Raw genomic sequence first — 21,424 nt, forward strand, 5'->3', positions numbered from 1 at the left:
CTGCCGAGTGGCATTCACCCTGATGAAGAATCAGGGCGAATACCGATCAGTTTGAGATTCTAGGGTTGCTGAGCAACATAGAATCTCCCACAGGGGCATTACGCTGTTGTGGGAGAGCTACGCAGCCTGCTGAAACTGCTGCCGATACTGGTTCGGCGACAGCTCGGTGTGCTGGCGGAACAGCCGCGCAAAGAAGCTCGCATCGTCGTAGCCGACCTCATAACTGATGGTCTTGATGCTCTTGCGACTGCCGGACAGCAAGCCCTTGGCGGTCTCTATACGCAACCGTTGCAGGTAGTGCAGCGGCTTGTCGCCAGTCGCAGTCTGAAAGCGGCGCATGAAATTACGGATGCTCATGCCGTGCTCGCGGGCCACGTCTTCGAAGCGGAACTTGTCGGCGAAATGCTCTTCAAGCCAGTGCTGGATCTGCAGGATGATCACGTCCTGGTGGAGCTTCTGCCCGCCGAAACCGATACGTCCCGGCGAATAGCTGCGCTGCACTTCATACAGAATGTCGCGGGCCACGGCTTGCGCCACGTTGGCGCCGCAGAAGCGTTCGATCAGGTAGATATAGAGATCGCAGGCCGAAGTGGTGCCGCCGGCGCAATACAGGTTGTCAGCGTCGGTCAGGTGCTTGTCCTGATTGAGGTACACCTTGGGGAAGCGCTCGGCGAAGGCATTGAAGAAACGCCAGTAGGTGGTCGCTTCCTTGCCATTGAGCAGTCCGGCCTCGGCCAGCCAGAATACCCCGGTGGCTTCGCCGCAGAGCACGGCGCCGCGGGCATGCTGCTCGCGCAGCCACGGCAGGATTTGTGGATAACGGCCGCACAGGGTTTCAAAGTCGTCCCAGAACGCCGGGAGGATGATGACGTCGGCGTTTTCCAGGCCGCCGTCCACCGGCATCATCACGTCACTGAAGCTGTTCACCGGTTTGCCGTCGGGGCTGACCAGGCGGGTTTCAAACGCCGGTGTCAGGCCGTGGCCCAGTTGTTTGCCGTAACGCAGGCTGGCCAGATGGAAGAAATCCTTGGCCTGCATGAGAGTGGATGCGAAAACCCGGTCGATTGCCAGGATGCTGACGCGCCGCAAGGGCGTGGAGACTTGCTTGGACATAATTCAACTTTTGTTTTGTTTTTATAAGGGAAAGTGGTCACCAGACGGCTGGATCGTCTTATTTTTTGTCGGATGTGTCCAGTGTCCTGTGTCGGAGGTGAGGCTTAGTCTCTGAAGGTCATATCCCTCCAACAAGAATGAAAGGTGCCGCATGATCCCCAGAACCTTGTTCAGCTCCGAGCACGAATTGTTCCGCGACAGCGTACGAACCTTCCTCGAAAAAGAGGCTGTGCCGTTCCATGCGCAATGGGAGAAACAAGGCCACATCGACCGCAAGCTGTGGAACAAGGCCGGGGAGGCGGGGATGCTCTGCTCACACCTGCCGGAAGAATACGGCGGCCTGGGCGCGGACTTTCTGTACAGCGCGGTGGTGATCGAAGAGGTTGGTCGCTTGGGTCTGACCGGTATCGGTTTCTCGCTGCACTCGGACATCGTCGCGCCGTACATCCTGCATTACGGCAGCGAAGCGCTTAAGCACAAATACCTGCCGAAACTGGTCTCTGGCGAGATGGTCAGCGCGATTGCGATGACCGAGCCGGGTGCCGGTTCCGACCTGCAAGGGGTCAAGACCACCGCAGTGCTGGACGGCGACGAGTACGTGATCAACGGCTCCAAGACCTTCATCACCAACGGCTTTCTCGCTGATTTGGTGATCGTGGTCGCCAAAACCGATCCCAAGGCCGGCGCCAAAGGCACCAGCCTGTTTGTGGTAGAGGCGAATACGCCGGGCTTCGAGAAGGGCAAACGCCTGGAGAAGGTCGGAATGAAGGCTCAGGACACGTCGGAATTGTTCTTCCAGGACGTACGCGTGCCGAAAGAAAACCTGTTGGGGCAGGCCGGGGCAGGGTTCGCTTATTTGATGCAGGAATTGCGACAGGAGCGACTGACGGTAGCGATCGGTGGTCTGGCCTCAGCCGAAGCTGCGCTGAAATGGACGCTGGATTACACCCGTGATCGCAAGGCGTTCGGCAAGGCGATCGCCGATTTCCAGAACACCCGCTTCAAACTGGCGGAGATGGCTACCGAGATTCAGATCGGCCGAGTATTTGTCGACAAGTGCCTGGAACTGCATCTGCAGGGCAAGCTCGATGTGCCGACAGCGGCGATGGCCAAATACTGGGGCACGGACCTGCAATGCAAGGTGCTCGACGAGTGCGTGCAGTTGCATGGCGGCTACGGCTTCATGTGGGAGTACCCGGTGGCCCGGGCGTGGGCGGATGCACGGGTGCAGCGGATCTATGCCGGTACCAATGAAATCATGAAGGAGATCATTGCGCGGTCGCTGTGAGTTCTGCAGTGAATTGACGGGCCCCTTCGCGAGCAGGCTCGCTCCCACAAGGATCACGCTGTACCTGTGGGAGCGAGCCTGCTCGCGAAGCTTTTAACGGCCGATCAAGGCGCCGGGTTCGGATGATCCTTGTGGATCGCCTCAATCCCCGCCAGCACCTCATCGGAAAGCTTCAGATCAAAACTGGCAATGTTGCTGTCCAGTTGCTCCAGCGTCGTGGCGCCAATGATGTTGCTGGTGACGAACGGTTGCTGGGTGACGAATGCAAGGGCCATCTGCGCCGGATCAAGACCGTGTTCACGGGCCAGGGCCACGTAACGGCTGCAGGCCGCTTCCGATTGCGCGTTGAAATAGCGGCTGAAGCGGCTGTAGAGGCTCAGGCGACCTTTCGGCGGACGCGCGCCGCCTTCGTACTTGCCGGACAGGAAACCGAATGCCAGCGGCGAGTAGGCGAGCAGGCCGCACTGTTCGCGGATGGCGATTTCCGCCAGGCCGATTTCGAAGCTGCGGTTGAGCAGGTTGTACGGGTTCTGGATCGACACCGCACGCGGCCAGCCACGGGCTTCGGCCAAGGCAAGAAAACGCATGGTGCCCCACGGCGTCTCGTTGGACAGACCGATGTGGCGGATCTTGCCGGCCTTGACCTGCTCGTCGAGGGCTTCGAGGGTGTCTTCGAGCGGCGTCAGGTTGGCCTCGATCTTGTGCTTGTAGCCCAGTTGTCCGAAAAAGTTGGTGCTGCGCTCCGGCCAGTGCAATTGATACAGGTCGATGTAATCGGTCTGCAGGCGCTCGAGGCTGGCATCCACCGCGGCGGTGATGTGCTGGCGATTGTGGCGCAGGTTCTTGTCGCGGATGTAGTCGATGGTGTTGCCGGGGCCGGCGATCTTGCTGGCTAGGATCCAGTCGGCGCGGTCGCCGCGACGCTTGAAGTAATTGCCGATGTAGCGCTCGGTGGTGGCGTAGGTGTCGGCTTTCGGCGGCACCGGGTACATCTCGGCGGTGTCGATGAAATTGATCCCGGCTTCCTTGGCCCGTTCGATCTGGGCGAAGGCTTCAGCTTCAGTGTTTTGCTCGCCCCAGGTCATGGTGCCGAGGCAGATTGCACTCACGTTCAGGTCGGTACGGCCTAGCTGGCGATAGTCCATCGGGTGCTCCTTGGGCAAAACAATCATAAAAGCAGGTTGAAAATTTTTTCGCAATCTGCATAATTGCCGACCTCTTTCTGCAGTGGAAGTGATGCGCCGCCGCCGAAGAATCTTGCCGTTGAACGGACGCGCCGACCCGAGCCCCCGAAAGCGTCTGTATCCGGCTGCCTTTGACTTGTCAAAGTACGCACTATTCAGTAAGATCCGCCGTCTTATTTACAGGCGGCCCCTGAGGCTATAAAGAATGAAAACTTTTACTGCTAAACCGGAAACAGTAAAGCGCGACTGGTTTGTCGTCGACGCTGCTGGTCAGACCCTGGGTCGTCTGGCCACCGAAATCGCGAGCCGTCTGCGTGGCAAGCACAAGCCTGAGTACACTCCTCACGTTGACACCGGCGACTACATCGTCGTAATCAACGCCGAGCAGATCCGTGTAACCGGCGCTAAAACCACTGACAAAATGTACTACTCCCACTCCGGTTTCCCGGGCGGCATCAAGTCGATCAACTTTGAAAAGCTGATCGCCAAAGCCCCTGAGCGCGTGATCGAGACCGCGGTTAAAGGCATGCTGCCTAAGAACCCGCTGGGTCGTGACATGTACCGTAAGCTGAAAGTCTATGCGGGCGCTGCACACCCTCATACTGCTCAGCAGCCCCAAGAACTGAAGATTTAACGGAATAGTTCATTATGTCGGCGACTCAAAATTACGGCACTGGCCGTCGCAAGACCGCAACCGCACGCGTTTTCCTGCGTCCGGGTACTGGTAACATCTCCATCAACAACCGCTCCCTGGACTCGTTCTTCGGCCGCGAAACTGCCCGCATGGTAGTTCGTCAGCCGCTGGAACTGACCGAGACTGTCGAGAAGTTCGACATCTACGTCACTGTCATCGGTGGTGGTGTAAGTGGTCAGGCTGGCGCAATCCGCCACGGCATCACTCGCGCTCTGATGGACTACGACGAAACCCTGCGTAGCGCTCTGCGCAAAGCTGGCTTCGTTACTCGCGACGCCCGTGAAGTTGAACGTAAGAAAGTTGGTCTGCGTAAAGCGCGTAAGCGTCCGCAGTACTCGAAGCGTTAATTCGTTTCCACGTTCAAAAAAGAACGCCCGATTCCTCACGGAACCGGGCGTTTTTTTATGCCTGCGATTTATCAAAAGAATTGCGCTGTGACAACTTGCCACATTCGTAGACCCCCTATACTGCAAGGCTTGAGGGTATGAGCTCCGGGTAATTCCCTTGTCAGAATTGGGGCTTTTCATTACCATCTCGGCAAAATTTTTATAAGTAACATTGATTTATTTAGTAGATGCCTGATTTAACAGGCCACAAAGCTGATGGGAGAGGACTGAATGAGCAATGACGGCGTGAATGCAGGCCGGCGTCGCTTCTTGGTAGCAGCCACATCCGTGGTGGGTGCTGCAGGAGCGGTGGGGGCTGCGGTCCCGTTCGTGGGGTCATGGTTTCCCAGTGCCAAGGCGAAAGCCGCCGGTGCACCGGTGAAAGTGAATGTCAGCAAGATCGAGCCAGGACAGCAGATGATTGCCGAGTGGCGCGGCCAGCCGGTGTTCATTGTCCGCCGTACTGCGGAAATCCTGGGGAATCTCAAGAAGATCGAGGGCCAGCTCTCCGATCCGACTTCCAAGAACTCCACGCAACCCACCTATGTCGACCCTGAAGTGCGTTCGATCAAGCCGGAAATTCTCCTGCTGATCGGGATCTGCACGCACCTGGGTTGCTCACCAACCTTCCGTCCCGAAGTGGCGCCTGCAGATCTGGGTAAAGACTGGGTCGGTGGCTATTTCTGCCCTTGCCACGGCTCCCACTACGATCTGGCTGGCCGCGTCTACAAGTCGCAACCCGCGCCTTTGAACCTGCCAGTTCCCCCGCATTCCTATGAGACCGATGACCTGATTGTCATTGGCGTCGATACGGAGAAAGCGTGATGAGCAAGTTCATGGATTGGGTTGATGCGCGCTTCCCTGCGACCAAAATGTGGGAAGACCATCTCAGCAAGTATTACGCGCCAAAAAACTTCAACTTCTTCTATTTCTTCGGCTCGCTGGCGCTGCTGGTGCTGGTCAATCAGATCGTTACCGGTGTCTGGCTGACGATGAGCTACACGCCGTCGGCAGAAGAGGCGTTCGCTTCCGTCGAATACATCATGCGCGATGTCGAGTACGGCTCGATCCTGCGTCTGCTGCACTCCACCGGCGCCTCGGCGTTCTTCATCGTGGTCTATCTGCACATGTTCCGTGGCCTGCTCTACGGTTCGTACCAGAAACCACGTGAACTGGTCTGGGTATTCGGCATGCTGATCTACCTGGCGCTGATGGCCGAGGCCTTCATGGGTTATCTGCTGCCTTGGGGTCAGATGTCCTACTGGGGTGCCCAGGTGATCATCTCGCTGTTCGGTGCGATTCCGGTGATCGGTAACGACCTGACCCAGTGGATTCGGGGTGACTACCTGATCTCCGGGATTACCCTGAACCGCTTCTTCGCCCTGCACGTCGTGGCGCTGCCGATCGTGATTCTTGGTCTGGTGGTCCTGCACATTCTGGCGCTGCACGAAGTCGGCTCGAACAACCCTGATGGCGTCGACATCAAGAAGCACAAAGACGAAAACGGTGTCCCGCTGGATGGCATTGCCTTCCATCCGTACTACACCGTGAAAGACATCGTCGGCGTAGTGGTGTTCCTGTTCATCTTCTGCTTTATCGTGTTCTTCTTCCCGGAAATGGGCGGCTACTTCCTCGAAAAACCAAACTTCGAGCAAGCCAATCCGTTCAAGACGCCTGAGCATATTGCCCCGGTCTGGTACTTCACGCCGTTCTACGCGATCTTGCGTGCGATCCCGGACAAACTCATGGGTGTTATCGCCATGGGCGCCTCGATTGCCATGCTGTTCGTGCTGCCGTGGCTGGACCGCAGCCCGGTCAAATCGATGCGTTACAAGGGCTGGATGAGCAAAATCTGGCTGGTGGTGTTCTGCATTTCCTTCGTGATCCTCGGCATTCTGGGCGTACTGGCCCCGACGCCGGAGCGCACGCTGGTGTCGCAGATCTGCACCTTCCTGTACTTCGCCTACTTCATTCTGATGCCGTTCTACACCAGGCTCGAGAAGACCAAACCGGTTCCGGAAAGGGTGACTGGCTGATGAAAAAGTTATTTTTTGCTCTGATTTTTGCTGCTCTGCCTGTGCTGTCTTTCGCCGCTGAACACGGTGGTCCGGAGCTGGAAAAAGTCGATATCGACGTGTCCGACAAGGCTGCCCTGCAAGATGGTGCGCGGACCTTCGCTAACTATTGCATGGGCTGCCACAGTGCCAAGTTTCAGCGTTACGAGCGGGTGGCCGATGACCTCGGCATTCCCCACGAAATGATGCTCGAGAAGCTGGTGTTCACTGGCGCCAAGATCGGCGACCACATGAACATCGGCATGCAGCCGGCGGACGCCAAGACCTGGTTCGGTGCTGCGCCGCCGGACCTGACTTTGGTGGCGCGCGTGCGTGGTACTGACTGGCTCTACGGTTACCTGCGCTCGTTCTACGAAGATCCGGCACGCCCATGGGGCGTGAACAACAAGGTCTTCCCGAACGTCGGCATGCCTAACGTGCTGGTCGGCCTGCAAGGTCGCCAGGTGGTTGGCTGCAAGCAAGTGCAGATCGTCGAGGACGGCAAGAAGCAATACGATCCGCTGACCGGTACGCCGCTGACCCATGAAGCGTGCGATCAGTTGACCATCGTGCCGAAATCCGGTGCTCTGAACGAAGAGCAGTTCGATGAGAAGGTCAAGAATCTGGTAACCTTCCTGGCTTACTCGGCTAACCCGGTTAAGCTGCAACATCAGCGCATCGGTACTTACGTCTTGCTGTACCTGGCGTTCTTCTTTGTGTTCGCCTACCTGCTCAAGCGTGAATACTGGAAAGACGTGCACTGATACGCTTCAAGCATTGCTGTTAATCGCGCGCGCCCAAGGGCGCCTCCGATAACGCAACACCTGGTTCGCCAGGCATTGCGGGAGGCGCCCTCTGGGCGCGCGCGTTTTTCCGGTTCCGATAATTTCAACAAGCGAGGAGGATCGCCATGGGCGTGACCAATCGGTTGGCCTGTTACTCCGACCCCGCCGACCACTATTCCCACCGAGTGCGCATCGTGCTTGCAGAGAAGGGTGTCAGCGCCGAAATCATTTACGTGGAAGCTGGTCGCCAGCCGCCTAAACTGATTGAGGTGAACCCTTACGGCAGTCTCCCGACGCTGGTCGATCGCGACCTGGCGTTGTGGGAGTCGACCGTGGTGATGGAATATCTGGATGAGCGTTACCCGCATCCGCCACTGATGCCGGTTTATCCGGTGGCGCGTGCCAACAGTCGTCTGCTGATTCACCGTATTCAGCGCGACTGGTGTGGTCTGGTGGATCTGATTCTTGATCCCAAGTCCAAGGAGGCCGCGCGTGTCGTGGCGCGTAAGGAATTGCGTGAAAGCCTGACGGGCGTGTCGCCGCTGTTTGCCGACAAGCCGTTTTTCCTCAGTGAGGAACAAAGTCTGGTGGATTGCTGCCTATTGCCAATACTCTGGCGTTTGCCGATTCTGGGTATTGAACTGCCGCGGCCGGCCAAGCCGCTGCTTGATTATATGGAGCGCCAGTTTGCGCGTGAGGCTTTCCAGGCGAGTCTGTCTGGCGTCGAACGCGATATGCGCTAAGGCTTAAGGAGCCGCTATGAACTCCAGTCGACCTTATCTGGTCCGCGCGCTCTACGAGTGGATTGTGGATAACGATTGCACCCCGCACATGCTGGTCAATTCCGAATACCCGGCAGTGCAGGTGCCGCAGGGCTTCGCCAGTGACGGGCAGATTGTCCTGAACATTTCGCCCAGCGCCGTGCGGCACTTGCACATGGACAACGACGTGGTGACCTTCGAGGGTCGCTTCGGTGGCGTGCCGCACAGTCTGTATGTGCCGATCAGTGCGATCCTGGGCATCTACGCCCGGGAGAACGGGCAGGGCATGGTGTTCGATCTCGAGTCGCCGATGGATGACGAAGACGATATCGAGCCCGATGACGACTTGCCGCCACCGGACAGCGAGCCGCCGCGCCCAAGCGGCCGGCCAAGCCTGAAAGTGGTGAAGTAATAAAAAAGGCGATCCGGATGGATCGCCTTTTTTTGTATCTGCTCGTCGCGTATCAGTCGATGTATTCGAACAGCTTCACGATTTTCTGCACACCGGAAACGCTCTGCACCAGGTTGGTCGCCTGTTGGGCTTCCTGCTTGGTCAGCAGGCCCAGCAGATAGACGATGCCGTTCTCGGTCACGACCTTGATGCGCGAGCCGGGAATGCTGGCATCGGTCAGCATCTGGGTCTTGATCTTGGTGGTCAGCCAGGCGTCGTTCTGGCGGGCGAGGAAGCTCGACGGCGCAATCACTTGCAGCTCGTTGTGCACCTTCTTCACGCGCTGGACGTTGGCGGCGGCCTGTTCAGCCTTGGCCTTGAGGTCTTCGCGCGGCGTCTGGCCGGCGAGCAGCACCACGCCGTTGAAGCTGGTGACGACGATATGCGAGTCCTTGTCCAGGCCTGGGTCGGCCTTGGCCACGTTGACGCCGACTTTGGTCTCGATCAGCGAGTCGTCGATTTTGCTGCCGAAGGTTCGGGTGCCGCGGTCGTCTTCAATCGGCGCTTCACGGCTGGCATTCACCACCGAGGTGCAGCCGCTGATGCCGAGGCACAGGGTCAAGGCCAGAAGGCCAAGGCGATTAGGGGTCATTCTTCACTCCCGAACAGTTGGCTGTCGATCAGATCGCAGAGGCAATGGATCGCCAGCAGATGGACTTCCTGAATACGTGCAGTGACATGGGCCGGTACGCGAATCTCGACATCTTCAGGCAGCAGCAGCGAAGCCATGCCGCCGCCATCGCGGCCAGTCAATGCTACGACAATCATTTCGCGATCATGTGCGGCCTGGATCGCCTGAATAATGTTTGCCGAGTTACCGCTGGTCGAAATCGCCAGCAATACGTCGCCTGGTTGACCCAGTGCGCGGATCTGCTTGGAGAACACTTCGTTGTAGCTGTAGTCGTTGGCGATCGAGGTGATCGTCGAGCTGTCGGTGGTCAGGGCGATGGCTGGCAGGCTCGGGCGTTCGCGCTCGAAGCGGTTGAGCAGCTCCGAGGAGAAGTGCTGGGCGTCGCCGGCAGAGCCACCGTTGCCGCACGAAAGCATTTTGCCTTCGTTGAGCAGGGCGTTGACCATGATCTGGCTGGCTTGCTCGATGTGCGGTGCAAGTACGTCCATCGCCTGTTGCTTGGTGTCGATACTGGCCTGGAAAAGCTGGCGAATTCGGGATTGCATGTCCATCTGTGTGACCTTAAGTAGCGCGGCTGTTCGGCACGTGAATGTGCAGCCCGCAAAGCAAAGAGCAAAAATTGTCGGTGAAAGTGTCCGGGGTGGTGTGCAGAGAATCAACCATCGAACGCATTCTGCAACCAGTTCAACTGATCCGGGTGCCTGTCGATGGCCACCACGTCGAAGCGGCAAGGGGAATCGGCCCAGCGTGACTCACGCTGAAGAAAATACTGTGCGGCGAAAATCAGTTTCTGCCGTTTGCGCTCATCGATGCTAGCGAGCGCGCCACCCCATTGAGTGTTTTTTCTGTAGCGGACTTCGACGAATACTACTGTATCGCCATCAAGCATGACCAGATCAAGCTCGCCCCGTTTGCATGACCAGTTCTGCGCCAGCAGGCGCAGACCGTGGTGTTGCAGATGCTCGAGCGCCTGGCGTTCGGCATCCTTGCCGCTTTGCAGGTGGGAGCCGTCGGGCATCAGCGCGGGGTGTCCGGCAGGCGTTGAACCTGACCGTTGACGAACTGCGCCCATGGCAACTGACGCACCACGCGTTGGGTCTGGGTCATGCCCAGGCTGCCCGACTGACCTTCGATGCGGCTGTCCGGCAGCGCCTTCAACTGACCCAGGCGCGGTGCCAAGCGGTAGGCATCGACGCCCATGGCGTACAGGCGGCCAAGGCTACCGGCCGCTTGTGGCCATTGCGCGGTGACTTGCTGGCGCAGCGGGTCGTTGGCTTCCAGCAACCACGGGGTTTCGCAGAAGCGCACACCGTTCATGTCGTTGTACTGGTTCACATCGCCGCTGGCGCTGTAGACGTGGGACGTTGCGTACACCGGAACGTCACCGGCGTACTGGAAGTTCAGGGTCGGCTTGATCTGCTGCGCCTGTTGCGGGGTGGCTGCGAGGAAGATGAACTCGATGTCCTGACGACGCGACGGCTGCGCGGCTACGTTGGTGCCAGCGGCGTTCTGCAGGCTCTTGGCGCGGGCTTCGCTCTGACGCAGCTGGAACATGTCGGCGATCTGCTGGGCCAGTTGCACCGGCTGATCGACACGTTCGGTGGCGACGATGCTGCCGCCATTGGCCTGCCAGTCCTGGCTGAACGCACGCAGTACGCGGTCGCCCCATTCGCCTTTCGGCACCATGATCGCCGCGCGATGCAGGCCGTCGGCGCGGGCACGACGCGAAACTTCGCGGGCTTCGTCTTCAGCCGCCAGGCCGAACTGGAACAGTTGCGCCGGACCTTGATCACCTTCGCTGTAGTTCAATGCGAGGGTGGTGATCGGCAGTTGCGGACGGGTGCTCAGTTGTTTGACCAGCGGTTTTTCCAGCGGGCCGACCACCAGTTGCACGCCATCAGCCTGAGCCTTGCGGTAGAACTCGTCCATCGAGGTCAGCTTGGAGCTGTCGTAGAACTCGATGGCGGGCGGCTTCTGGCCGGCCTGTTGCGCTTGATAGTGCGCTGCCATGAAGCCTTCGCGCAGGGCCTTGCCGACCGAGGCCAGCGGGCCGTCTTGCGGCAGCAGCAGGGCAATCTTGCTCAGGGGCTGGCTGGCCAGTTCCTTGAGTTTGGTCAGGGGCAGCGGCAGGTTGATCGCAGCGGGGTGTTTTGGATTCTGTGCGCGCCAGGTATCGATTGCGGCTTGCTGCTGTTCCAGGGTTCCGGCAGTTTTCACGGCCAGGGCCAGGCCGATCCAGCCACCGAGATCGTCGGAGGTATTGGGTTGCAGTTGATCGGTTGGCAGCGAGGCGATCAGGGTCCAGATCGCTTCGTGGTTCTTGCTCGCGGCTTCGCCTTTGAGCATTGGCGCGATGAAGATGCGCTCGCGAGCGGCCGCCAGGGTCTGGCCATCGGCTTCCAGTGCGCGGGCATGCACGGTGCCGGTGCGCACTTGCTGGTCTTCCGGCATTTCGCTCAGATGCTGCAGGCTCGGATGGCTCAGAGCCGTCAGCGCGGCTTTCGGCTGATTGCGAGTCATCGCCAGCTCAGCGGACAGGGTGCTGGCGAAGATCTGCTGGCCTGGCTTCAACTGCTCCATCGGCACTTGTTGCAGGATCTGCGCGGACTGGCCGGCGTTGCCTTGGCGATATGCCAGGTCTGCCGCGCTCAAGCGCAACAGCGCGGCTTTTTCCGGCGTCTTGGCCTGGGTAGCCTGTTCGAGCAGTTGCTCGATGCTGGCATCCGGAGTCCGTGGAAGTTCGCCAAGGCTGGAGGAAGGGGAGCTGGCGCAGGCCGCCAGCAAGGCAGCGAGGCAGAGGGCAGTGAACAGCCGCAGGCAAGCGATCATGTAAGTGTTCCTGATACTCGATCAAATTAGCGTGGAATTGTACCCAAGCACTGGCCGGGGCGCGATGTTACTGGCGTGAATCAATCAATTTAGCTGGAGTAAATGTTGCGGCGGCGCACAACTGCGTGCAAAACCGCGCTTGGCTCATACGGTTCGCAAGCCTCGTGACGCGCTACAATGCCGGCTTTTACCGAACACGAGGTGTGCGCTTTGACTGCTCCAGGTCCTTTGAATTCCGCTGCTGGCTCGCTTTATGTGGTGGCGACGCCCATCGGCAACCTGGACGACATCAGCGCCCGGGCTCTGAAAATCCTCCGCGAAGTGGCGCTGATCGCCGCTGAAGACACGCGGCACTCGGCGCGGCTGATGCAGCACTTCGGCATCTCTACACCGTTGGCCGCCTGCCACGAACACAACGAACGTGATGAAGGTAGCCGCTTTATTACCCGTTTGCTGGCGGGCGATAACGTCGCGTTGATTTCCGATGCCGGGACGCCGCTGATTTCCGATCCGGGTTACCACCTGGTGCGTCAGGCGCGGGCGGCGGGGATCAATGTGGTGCCGGTGCCGGGCGCCTGTGCTTTGATCGCGGCGCTGTCGGCGGCGGGTCTGCCCTCCGACCGGTTCATCTTCGAAGGCTTCCTGCCGGCCAAGTCGGCAGGGCGCAAGGCGCGCCTGGAAGCGGTCAAGGAAGAGCCGCGCACGCTGATTTTCTACGAGGCCCCGCATCGCATTCTCGAATGCCTGCAGGACATGGAAGCGGTGTTCGGTGGCGAGCGTCAGGCGTTGCTGGCCCGGGAAATCACCAAGACCTTCGAGACGCTTAAAGGCTTGCCGCTGGCTGAGTTGCGTGCGTTTGTCGAGTCCGACAGCAACCAGCAGCGCGGCGAGTGTGTGGTGCTGGTCGCCGGCTGGTCTGCACCGGAGTCCGAAGACGCCGTCAGCAGCGAAGCGATGCGCGTGCTCAATCTGTTGCTCGAAGAGATGCCGCTCAAGCGTGCCGCCGCTCTGGCCGCGCAAATCACCGGCGAGCGCAAAAACGTGCTGTATCAGGTCGCACTGGAACAGCAGAAGGGCGAGTAACCCGTCGCGCAGACGGGTTTCACGGCTATTAGCGCTTGTTCTTCGGGCGCTCTGCCGTTAACCTGCGCGGCGGAGAGTCGATCGGACAGTCGCTGCCCTCTATGAAAATTAGGGGGGGGAGGAAAGTCCGGGCTCCATAGGGCGAAGTGCCAGGTAATGCCTGGGAGGCGTGAGCCTACGGAAAGTGCCACAGAAAATAACCGCCTAAGCGCTTCGGCGCCGGTAAGGGTGAAAAGGTGCGGTAAGAGCGCACCGCACGTCTGGCAACAGTTCGTGGCTAGGTAAACCCCACTTGGAGCAAGACCAAATAGGGTCCCAAGGCGTGGCCCGCGCTGGGACCGGGTAGGTTGCTAAAGATGTCCAGTGATGGCCATCGTAGACGAATGACTGTTCAAGACAGAACCCGGCTTACAGATCGACTCTCCACCTTTTTCTTTCCCTGCTTGAATCAATGGCATCAGGGCTGGTTATTATCGGCAGGCCTGCGCTAAAGTCCGGCAGCGGCAAATGCAGTAATAGCCATTTCCCACCTTGCTTCAATCAACAGCAGAAGCGCTTTTGTAATACCGAAAAAATCTTACTCTTAACAAATTACTTTAACTTCCGAGCGCAGCTTTCAGTGCTGCATCAAGTTATTGGTCAAAAGTGTCCGCCAATTTGTCGTTACCCCTCCTTTTAAGCTCCTAAATCTCCGTTCTGTAAGGGTTTTCCTTTGATCCGCGCCTTGACGGTGTGGTGGGCGCATTCCTATAGTGTGCGCAAGTGGCGGAAAGTGGCATGAAGTGGGTTTTTTGAGCTCAAAACGATAAAAATTGGAGAAACGCTGACGTGTTTCGCGGAGCTAACGCTATCAGTCTCGATGCAAAGGGCCGTCTCGCCATGCCGAGCCGGTACCGTGACGAGCTCGTTTCGCGTAGTTCCGGCCAATTGATCGTGACCATTGATGCCGTTGATCCGTGCCTGTGTGTCTACCCGCTCGACGAGTGGGAAATCATTGAAACCAAGTTGCGCGCGCTCCCTTCGCTTCGCGAAGAGAACCGTCGCCTGCAGCGTTTATTGATTGGTAATGCCGTCGACCTCGAACTCGACGGCAGTGGTCGTTTTCTGGTTCCACCGCGTCTGCGCGAATACGCCAAGCTTGATAAGAAAGCGATGCTGGTGGGCCAACTGAACAAGTTCCAATTGTGGGACGAGGATGCATGGAACGCGGTGTCTGCCGCTGACCTTGCTGCTATTCAACAACCGGGCGCCATGCCTGATGAACTGCGTGATTTGATCCTGTGACTATTGATAGCGGCTTTAACCACATCACCGTACTGCTTGACGAAGCCGTCGAGGCTCTCGCCGTACGTCCTGATGGCTGCTATCTGGACGGTACGTTCGGGCGCGGCGGGCACAGTCGGCTGATCCTCAGCCAGCTCGGGACGGACGGTCGGCTCATCGGGTTCGACAAAGATCCACAAGCGATTGCCACCGGGCAAACGCTAGCGGCCGAAGACGGCCGCTTTGTCGTTGTGCAGCGCAGCTTTGCCGAGCTGGGTTCGGTGGTTGCCGAGCGAGGTCTGAGCGGCAAGGTCAGCGGTATCCTGCTCGATCTCGGCGTGTCTTCGCCGCAGCTCGACGACGCCGAACGCGGCTTCAGTTTCCTTAACGACGGCCCGCTGGACATGCGCATGGATCCGTCCCGTGGCATCAGCGCCGCCGAGTTCGTCAACACCGCGCCGGTGGAAGAAATCGCCCGGGTGTTCAAGGAATACGGCGAAGAACGTTTCTCCGGGCGCATGGCCCGTGCCGTGGCCGAGCGCCGCGACATCAAGCCGTTCGAGCGCACCGCTGATCTGGCTGAAGTCTTGAAAGTCGCCAACCCGGCGTGGGAGAAGGGCAAGAACCCGGCGACCCGTGCATTTCAGGGTTTGCGCATTCACGTCAACAACGAACTGGGTGATCTGGAGGCAGGCCTCGAAGCCGCACTGGATGCTCTGGAAATCGGTGGCCGTCTGGTGGTCATCAGTTTCCACTCGCTGGAAGACCGCATCGTCAAACTGTTCATGCGCAAGCTGGTGAAAGGCGAAGCCGACAACCTGCCGCGCAACCTGCCCGTGCGCCACGTGGCGTTCGAACCGAAAATCAAAATCCATGGCAAAGCGCAGACGGCCTCCGACGCCGAACTCAAAGCCAACCCACGTTCCCGTAGCGCTGTCATGCGTGTCGCGGAGAAGTTGCGGTGAGCAAGCTTTTCGCCAAGCCCCTGCCGGGCGGCAGCTTTATCATGCTGCTGCTGTTTATCGGCGTGCTCGTGTCGGCCATCGGCGTGTCTTACAGCGCGCACTGGAACCGGCAGTTGCTCAACAATCTTTATAACGAACTCAGCGTGCGCGACAAGGCGCAGGCCGAGTGGGGGCGCCTGATTCTCGAGCAAAGCACCTGGACTGCGCACAGCCGCATCGAAGTGCTGGCCACCGAACAACTGAAAATGCACATCCCTGGCGCCGCTGACGTGAAGATGGTGGCGCCATGATGAAACTCGAAGGGGCACTCTTCCCGTGGCGCTTCCGCCTGATGGTGGCACTGCTGGGCGTGATGGTTGCGGCGATCTGCTGGCGCATCATCGACCTGCAAGTGGTTGACCGTGACTTCCTCAAAGGTCAGGGCGATGCGCGCAGCCTGCGTCATATTCCGATTCCTGCTCACCGTGGTCTGATCACCGACCGTAACGGCGAGCCGTTGGCCGTGAGCACCCCGGTGACGACCCTGTGGGCCAACGCCAAGGAAATGCAGACCGCCAAAGAGAAGTGGCCGGCGCTGGCCGCTGCGCTGGGGCAGGATCCGAAAGCCCTGGCCGAACGTCTCGAAGCCCAGGCCAACAAAGAATTCATTTATCTGGTGCGCGGGCTGACCCCCGAGCAGGGCCAGGCTGTGCTCGATCTGAAAGTGCCGGGCGTTTACGGCATCGAAGAATTCCGCCGCTTCTATCCGGCCGGTGAAGTTACCGCGCACATGGTCGGCTTTACCGACATTGACGATCACGGGCGTGAAGGCGTCGAGCTGGCCTACGACGAGTGGCTGGCCGGTGTCCCGGGCAAGCGGCAGGTCATCAAGGATCGGCGCGGTCGGCTGATCAAGGATGTCCAGGTCACCAAGAACGCCAAGGCCGGCAAGCCCTTGGCGTTGTCGATTGACCTGCGTCTGCAATACCTGGCCAACCGCGAGCTGCGCAACGCGATCATCGAGAACGGCGCCAAGGCCGGCAGCCTGGTGATCATGGACGTGAAGACCGGCGAGATTCTCGCCATGGTCAACCAGCCGACCTACAACCCGAACAACCGTCGCAACCTGCAGCCGGCGATGATGCGTAACCGCGCGATGATCGACGTGTTCGAACCGGGTTCGACCATGAAAGCGATCTCGATGAGTGCCGCGATCGAAACCGGCCGCTGGAAACCGAGCGACACCGTCGAGGTGTACCCGGGCTCCCTGCAGATCGGCAAATACACCATCAAGGACGTGTCGAAGACCGAAGGTCCGGTACTCGACCTGACCGGCATCCTGATCAATTCCAGTAACGTCGGCATGAGTAAGGTTGCGTTCGATATTGGTGGCGAAACCATTTTCCGCCTCGCACAGAAAGTCGGCCTCGGCCAGGACACCGGCCTCGGCTTCCCGGGCGAGCGCGTCGGCAACCTGCCGAATTACCGTGAATGGCGCAAGGCCGAAACTGCGACGCTGTCTTACGGCTACGGTATTTCCGTGACGGCGATCCAGCTGGTGCACGCGTTCTCGGCGCTGGCCAACAACGGTCGTCTGGCACCGCTGACCCTGATCAAAACCGACAAGCCGCCGCAGACCACCCAGGTACTGCCGGAAGCGGTCGCGAAAACCATGCAAGGCATGCTGCAACAAGTGATCGAAGCACCGCGCGGCGTGTTCCGTGCGCAGGTGCCGGCGTATCACGTGGCCGGCAAGTCGGGTACTGCACGTAAAACGTCGGTGGGCACCAAGGGCTACGCCGAAAACTCGTACCGTTCGCTGTTTGCCGGTTTCGGCCCGATGAGCGATCCGCGTTACGCCATCGTGGTGGTGATCGATGAACCGTCCAAGGCCGGTTACTTCGGTGGTCTGGTGTCGGCGCCGGTGTTCAGCCGTGTGATGTCCGGCACCCTGCGTCTGATGAACGTGACCCCGGACAACCTGCCGACCACCCAACAGGCCAACGCTACCCCGGTCGTTCCGCTGAAAGCCAATGGAGGGCGCGGCTGATGTCTCTGAGTCTGAACAAGATATTCCCCCACGCCGGCCACGATCTGCTGATCCGTGAATTGGCGCTGGACAGCCGCAACGTACGCGCGGGTGATCTGTTCCTCGCCGTACCGGGCGGCAAGTTCGATGGCCGTGCGCACATCGCCGATGCCTTGCAGCGTGGCGCGGCGGCAGTTGCCTATGAAGTGGAAGGCGCCACCGTGCTGCCGATCACCGAAGTGCCATTGATTCCGGTCAAAGGCCTGGCGGCGCAGCTGTCCGACATCGCCGGGCGCTTTTATGGCGAACCGAGCCATCACTTGAACCTGATCGGCGTCACCGGCACCAACGGCAAGACCAGCGTGACCCAACTGGTCGCGCAGGCACTCGATCTGCTCGGTCAGCATTGCGGCATCGTCGGTACGCTGGGTTCCGGGTTCTATGGCGCGCTGGAAAGCGGCCTGCACACCACGCCGAATCCGATTGCCGTGCAAGCAACCTTGGGCGACCTGAAAAAGGCCGGGGCCAAAGCCGTGGCCATGGAAGTCTCGTCACACGGTCTGGACCAGGGCCGCGTTACCGCATTGGCGTTCGACGTCGCGGTAATGACCAACTTGTCCCGCGATCACCTGGATTACCACGGCACCATGGAGGCGTATGCCGAGGCCAAGGCCAAGCTGTTCGCCTGGAATGACCTGAAGTGCCGCGTGGTCAACCTCGACGACGATTTCGGTCGGCAGCTGGCCGCCGAAAAACGCGATTCGCGCCTGATCACTTACAGCCTGCTCGACAGCAGCGCCTACCTGTTCTGCCGTGAAGCGCAGTTCGATGACCACGGCGTACGCGCCACGCTGGTCACGCCGCAGGGCGAACATCATCTGCGCAGCTCGCTGCTCGGTCGTTTCAACCTGAGCAACATACTGGCGGCGGTCGGCGCCTTGCTCGGTCTGGATTACGCGCTCGACGAAATTCTCAAGGTGCTGCCGAAACTCGAAGGCCCGGCCGGACGCATGCAGCGTCTGGGTGGCGGCACTCAGCCGCTGGTGGTGGTCGACTACGCCCACACCCCGGATGCGCTGGAAAAAGTTCTGACTGCATTGCGCCCACACGTCAAAGGCCAGTTGCTGTGCCTGTTCGGCTGTGGCGGTGATCGTGATCGCGGCAAGCGTCCGCTGATGGCCGAAGTGGTCGAGCGTCTGGCTGATCGCGTACTGGTCACCGATGACAACCCGCGCACGGAAGACCCGGCGCAGATTTTCGACGACATCCGCGCCGGTTTCAGCGCTGTGGATAACGTCACCTTCGTCGCCGGCCGTGGTCAGGCGATCGCCCAGCTGATCGCCGGTGCTTCGGCGGATGACGTGATCGTGCTGGCCGGTAAAGGTCACGAGGACTATCAGGAAATCAACGGCGAGCGGCACGCTTTCTCCGATCTGGTCGAGGCCGATCATGCCCTCACCGCGTGGGAGGTGGCCCATGCTTAAGGCCCTGACATTGAGCGAACTGACCAACGTGCTCGACGCCCGTCTGATCAGCAGCGACGCCAGTTTTGATGGCGTCAGCATCGACAGCCGTGCGATCACCGCTGGCCAACTGTTTATTGCCCTGACCGGTCCGCGCTTCGATGGTCACGACTATCTGAACGACGTCGCCGGCAAGGGCGCGGTGGCGGCACTGGTCGAGCGCGAAGTCGTCGACAGCACCTTGCCGCAACTGCTGGTCAAGGACACCCGCCAGGCCCTCGGCCAGTTGGGTGCGTTGAACCGTGCCGCATTCACCCAGCCAGTCGCGGCCATCACTGGCTCCAGCGGCAAGACCACGGTCAAGGAAATGCTCGCGAGCATCTTGCGTACCCGCGGTCCGGTGCTGGCGACGCGCGGCAATCTGAACAATGATCTGGGCGCACCGCTGACCCTGCTCGAACTGGCCCCGGAACACACCGCCGCCGTAATCGAACTGGGCGCTTCGCGTCTGGGTGAAATCGCCTACACCGTCGGGCTGACCAAGCCACACGTGGCGATCCTCAACAACGCTGGCACCGCCCACGTTGGCGAGTTCGGCGGGCCGGAAAAAATCGTCGAAGCCAAAGGCGAGATCATCGACGGGCTGGCGGCGGATGGCGTCGCTGTGCTCAACCTCGATGACAAGGCCTTTGGTATCTGGAAGCTCCGCGCCGGCGCACGCAAAGTGCTGACCTTCTCCCTGAGCAATCCTCAGGCAGATTTCCACGCCAGCGACCTGAGCACCGATGCCCGGGGTTGCCCGGCCTTCAACCTGCATACACCTGAAGGTGTGGAGCACGTTCAACTGAACCTGCTCGGCACCCATAACGTCGCCAACGCCATGGCTGCCGCCGCTGCCGCTCACGCCTTGGGCGTGTCGCTGTTCGGCATTGCCACCGGGCTTGGCGCAGTACAACCGGTCAAGGGTCGCACCGTCGCGCAACTGGCGAAGAACGGCATGCGCGTGATCGATGACACTTACAACGCAAACCCCACCTCCATGTGCGCGGCCGTTGATATACTCGCCGGCTTTTCCGGCCGCACCGTCCTGGTGCTCGGAGATATCGGCGAGTTGGGCGACTGGGCGGAGCAGGGGCACCGCGACGTGGGCGAATACGCCCGGGGCAAGGTTTCCGCGCTTTACGCGGTCGGGCCGAACATGGTCCACGCCGTGAACGCATTCGGTAAAGAGGCGCATCACTTCGGCACGCAAGCCGAACTGATCCAGGCCCTCGACGCCGAGCAGGACACAAACACCACCATTTTGATCAAGGGTTCGCGCAGTGCAGCGATGGAAAACATCGTTGCGGCTCTGTGCGGGTCCAGTCTGGAGAAACATTAATGCTGCTGCTGCTAGCGGAGTATCTGCAACAGTTCTACAAAGGCTTCGCGGTCTTCCAGTACCTGACCCTGCGCGGGATCCTCGGTGTGCTGACCGCGCTGGTTTTGTCGCTGTGCTATGGCCCGTGGATGATCCGCACCCTGCAGAACCGTCAGATCGGCCAGTCCGTTCGCAATGACGGCCCGCAATCGCACCTGTCCAAGTCGGGTACGCCGACCATGGGTGGCGCACTGATTCTGTCTTCCATCGGTGTCAGCACCCTGCTGTGGGCTGACCTGAGCAACCGCTACGTCTGGGTCGTGCTGCTGGTGACGCTGCTGTTCGGTGCCATCGGCTGGGTCGACGACTACCGCAAAGTGATCGAGAAGAACTCCCGTGGCTTGCCAAGCCGCTGGAAGTATTTCTGGCAGTCGGTGTTCGGTCTGGGCGCGGCGATCTTCCTTTATATGACCGCCACCACGCCGGTGGAAACCACGCTGATCCTGCCGATGCTCAAGGACTACAGCATTCCGCTGGGCGCCGGGTTCATCGTGCTGACCTACTTCGTGATCGTCGGCTCAAGCAACGCGGTCAACCTGACTGACGGTCTCGACGGTCTGGCGATCATGCCAACCGTGATGGTCGGCGGCGGTCTGGGGATCTTCTGCTACCTGTCGGGTAACGTGAAATTCGCTGAATACCTGCTGATCCCTTATGTGCCGGGCGCGGGCGAACTGATCGTGTTCTGCGGCGCGCTGATCGGTGCCGGTCTGGGCTTCCTCTGGTTCAACACCTACCCGGCGCAAGTGTTCATGGGCGATGTCGGTGCTCTGGCACTCGGCGCGGCACTGGGCACCATCGCAGTGATCGTCCGTCAGGAAATCGTCCTGTTCATCATGGGCGGCGTGTTCGTGATGGAAACCCTGTCGGTGGTTATCCAGGTTGCCTCTTTCAAGCTGACCGGGCGCCGTGTGTTCCGCATGGCACCGATTCACCACCACTTTGAACTCAAGGGCTGGCCCGAGCCACGTGTGATCGTCCGTTTCTGGATCATCACCGTGATTCTCGTGCTGATCGGCCTTGCCACCCTGAAGCTGAGGTAGAAC

Annotated in this window: 22 protein-coding genes and 1 other RNA gene; 17 read left to right on the plus strand and 6 right to left on the minus strand. The window is 59.8% G+C overall.

All coding sequences use genetic code 11. The features are described 5' to 3' along the window. Positions 1-117 precede the first annotated feature (117 nt). Positions 118-1,014: a GlxA family transcriptional regulator gene (locus HDC30_RS15470; RefSeq protein ID WP_171061848.1), complete on the minus strand. Its 897-nt coding sequence runs from the start codon at positions 1,012-1,014 to the stop codon at positions 118-120. A 250-nt stretch (positions 1,015-1,264) separates the two neighbouring features. On the opposite strand from HDC30_RS15470, the gene HDC30_RS15475 reads away from it, so the two are divergent. Beyond that, entirely contained in the window at positions 1,265-2,401 is a 1,137-nt protein-coding gene (locus HDC30_RS15475) for an acyl-CoA dehydrogenase family protein (protein ID WP_183783884.1), read from the plus strand. Between the two features lie 104 nt (positions 2,402-2,505). Here HDC30_RS15475 and HDC30_RS15480 read toward each other — a convergent pair whose 3' ends face one another. Beyond that, positions 2,506-3,546 (minus strand): NADP(H)-dependent aldo-keto reductase, encoded by a 1,041-nt coding sequence (locus HDC30_RS15480; RefSeq protein WP_139054190.1) that lies wholly within the window; start codon positions 3,544-3,546, stop codon positions 2,506-2,508. 244 nt (positions 3,547-3,790) lie between these two features. On the opposite strand from HDC30_RS15480, the gene rplM reads away from it, so the two are divergent. The 7 genes from rplM to HDC30_RS15515 all read left to right on the plus strand — a co-directional run bounded on the left by rplM (position 3,791) and on the right by HDC30_RS15515 (position 8,677). Next, positions 3,791-4,219, plus strand: coding sequence for a 50S ribosomal protein L13 (gene rplM, locus HDC30_RS15485; protein WP_003228062.1), 429 nt, complete (start codon positions 3,791-3,793; stop codon positions 4,217-4,219). A 14-nt stretch (positions 4,220-4,233) separates the two neighbouring features. After that, positions 4,234-4,626, plus strand: coding sequence for a 30S ribosomal protein S9 (rpsI, locus tag HDC30_RS15490; RefSeq protein WP_007961615.1), 393 nt, complete (start codon positions 4,234-4,236; stop codon positions 4,624-4,626). Positions 4,627-4,896: 270 nt separating this feature from the next. Next, positions 4,897-5,490 carry a ubiquinol-cytochrome c reductase iron-sulfur subunit gene (gene petA / locus HDC30_RS15495; protein ID WP_003228055.1) on the plus strand — a complete coding sequence of 198 codons (594 nt, stop codon included), beginning with the start codon at positions 4,897-4,899 and terminating at the stop codon, positions 5,488-5,490. After that, complete coding sequence (locus tag HDC30_RS15500; RefSeq protein ID WP_096797145.1) at positions 5,490-6,701, plus strand: cytochrome bc complex cytochrome b subunit; 1,212 nt, start codon at positions 5,490-5,492, stop codon at positions 6,699-6,701. Before petA ends, HDC30_RS15500 begins: the two co-directional genes overlap by 1 nt. Beyond that, positions 6,701-7,483 carry a cytochrome c1 gene (locus HDC30_RS15505; RefSeq protein WP_007917027.1) on the plus strand — a complete coding sequence of 261 codons (783 nt, stop codon included), beginning with the start codon at positions 6,701-6,703 and terminating at the stop codon, positions 7,481-7,483. Before HDC30_RS15500 ends, HDC30_RS15505 begins: the two co-directional genes overlap by 1 nt. A 146-nt stretch (positions 7,484-7,629) precedes the next feature. Continuing rightward, a complete protein-coding gene (locus HDC30_RS15510; protein WP_007961620.1) occupies positions 7,630-8,247 on the plus strand; it encodes a glutathione S-transferase N-terminal domain-containing protein in 618 nt (205 codons plus the stop codon). Positions 8,248-8,263: 16 nt separating this feature from the next. Beyond that, the gene (locus tag HDC30_RS15515) at positions 8,264-8,677 is read left to right on the plus strand and encodes a ClpXP protease specificity-enhancing factor (protein ID WP_003228047.1); all 414 of its coding nucleotides are present in this window, start codon (positions 8,264-8,266) and stop codon (positions 8,675-8,677) included. A gap of 52 nt (positions 8,678-8,729) precedes the next feature. Here HDC30_RS15515 and HDC30_RS15520 read toward each other — a convergent pair whose 3' ends face one another. The 4 genes from HDC30_RS15520 to HDC30_RS15535 form a co-directional block, all read right to left on the minus strand. Further along, positions 8,730-9,308, minus strand: coding sequence for a BON domain-containing protein (locus tag HDC30_RS15520; RefSeq protein WP_007961621.1), 579 nt, complete (start codon positions 9,306-9,308; stop codon positions 8,730-8,732). Further along, positions 9,305-9,898 (minus strand): phosphoheptose isomerase, encoded by a 594-nt coding sequence (locus tag HDC30_RS15525; RefSeq protein WP_007961622.1) that lies wholly within the window; start codon positions 9,896-9,898, stop codon positions 9,305-9,307. Before HDC30_RS15525 ends, HDC30_RS15520 begins: the two co-directional genes overlap by 4 nt. Positions 9,899-10,002: 104 nt before the next feature. Then, a complete protein-coding gene (locus HDC30_RS15530; protein WP_027612188.1) occupies positions 10,003-10,365 on the minus strand; it encodes a YraN family protein in 363 nt (120 codons plus the stop codon). Beyond that, positions 10,365-12,176, minus strand: coding sequence for a penicillin-binding protein activator (locus tag HDC30_RS15535; protein ID WP_183783886.1), 1,812 nt, complete (start codon positions 12,174-12,176; stop codon positions 10,365-10,367). The genes HDC30_RS15530 and HDC30_RS15535 overlap by 1 nt, the downstream gene beginning before the upstream one ends. Positions 12,177-12,353: 177 nt before the next feature. Here HDC30_RS15535 and rsmI point away from each other — a divergent pair, with 177 nt between their 5' ends. The 9 genes from rsmI (at position 12,354) to mraY (ending at position 21,421) form a co-directional block, all read left to right on the plus strand. Beyond that, complete coding sequence (gene rsmI / locus HDC30_RS15540; RefSeq protein ID WP_183783888.1) at positions 12,354-13,259, plus strand: 16S rRNA (cytidine(1402)-2'-O)-methyltransferase; 906 nt, start codon at positions 12,354-12,356, stop codon at positions 13,257-13,259. Positions 13,260-13,332: 73 nt separating this feature from the next. Next, positions 13,333-13,686: RNase P RNA component class A (gene rnpB, locus HDC30_RS15545), an RNA gene on the plus strand. Between the two features lie 401 nt (positions 13,687-14,087). After that, a complete protein-coding gene (gene mraZ, locus HDC30_RS15550) occupies positions 14,088-14,543 on the plus strand; it encodes a division/cell wall cluster transcriptional repressor MraZ (RefSeq protein ID WP_003228026.1) in 456 nt (151 codons plus the stop codon). Further along, positions 14,540-15,487 carry a 16S rRNA (cytosine(1402)-N(4))-methyltransferase RsmH gene (gene rsmH / locus HDC30_RS15555; RefSeq protein WP_027612185.1) on the plus strand — a complete coding sequence of 316 codons (948 nt, stop codon included), beginning with the start codon at positions 14,540-14,542 and terminating at the stop codon, positions 15,485-15,487. The genes mraZ and rsmH overlap by 4 nt, the downstream gene beginning before the upstream one ends. Continuing rightward, positions 15,484-15,777: a cell division protein FtsL gene (ftsL, locus tag HDC30_RS15560; protein WP_007961627.1), complete on the plus strand. Its 294-nt coding sequence runs from the start codon at positions 15,484-15,486 to the stop codon at positions 15,775-15,777. The genes rsmH and ftsL overlap by 4 nt, the downstream gene beginning before the upstream one ends. Continuing rightward, positions 15,777-17,516, plus strand: a complete 1,740-nt coding sequence (locus tag HDC30_RS15565) for a penicillin-binding protein 2 (protein ID WP_171061849.1) — start codon at positions 15,777-15,779, stop codon at positions 17,514-17,516. The genes ftsL and HDC30_RS15565 overlap by 1 nt, the downstream gene beginning before the upstream one ends. Beyond that, complete coding sequence (locus HDC30_RS15570) at positions 17,516-18,979, plus strand: UDP-N-acetylmuramoyl-L-alanyl-D-glutamate--2,6-diaminopimelate ligase (RefSeq protein ID WP_150368488.1); 1,464 nt, start codon at positions 17,516-17,518, stop codon at positions 18,977-18,979. The genes HDC30_RS15565 and HDC30_RS15570 overlap by 1 nt, the downstream gene beginning before the upstream one ends. Next, entirely contained in the window at positions 18,972-20,339 is a 1,368-nt protein-coding gene (gene murF / locus HDC30_RS15575; protein ID WP_097086210.1) for a UDP-N-acetylmuramoyl-tripeptide--D-alanyl-D-alanine ligase, read from the plus strand. The genes HDC30_RS15570 and murF overlap by 8 nt, the downstream gene beginning before the upstream one ends. Beyond that, positions 20,339-21,421, plus strand: coding sequence for a phospho-N-acetylmuramoyl-pentapeptide-transferase (mraY, locus tag HDC30_RS15580; RefSeq protein ID WP_025109289.1), 1,083 nt, complete (start codon positions 20,339-20,341; stop codon positions 21,419-21,421). The genes murF and mraY overlap by 1 nt, the downstream gene beginning before the upstream one ends. Positions 21,422-21,424 lie beyond the last annotated feature (3 nt).

This window comes from Pseudomonas sp. JAI115 (assembly GCF_014200835.1).
Lineage (GTDB): Bacteria > Pseudomonadota > Gammaproteobacteria > Pseudomonadales > Pseudomonadaceae > Aquipseudomonas > Aquipseudomonas putida_A.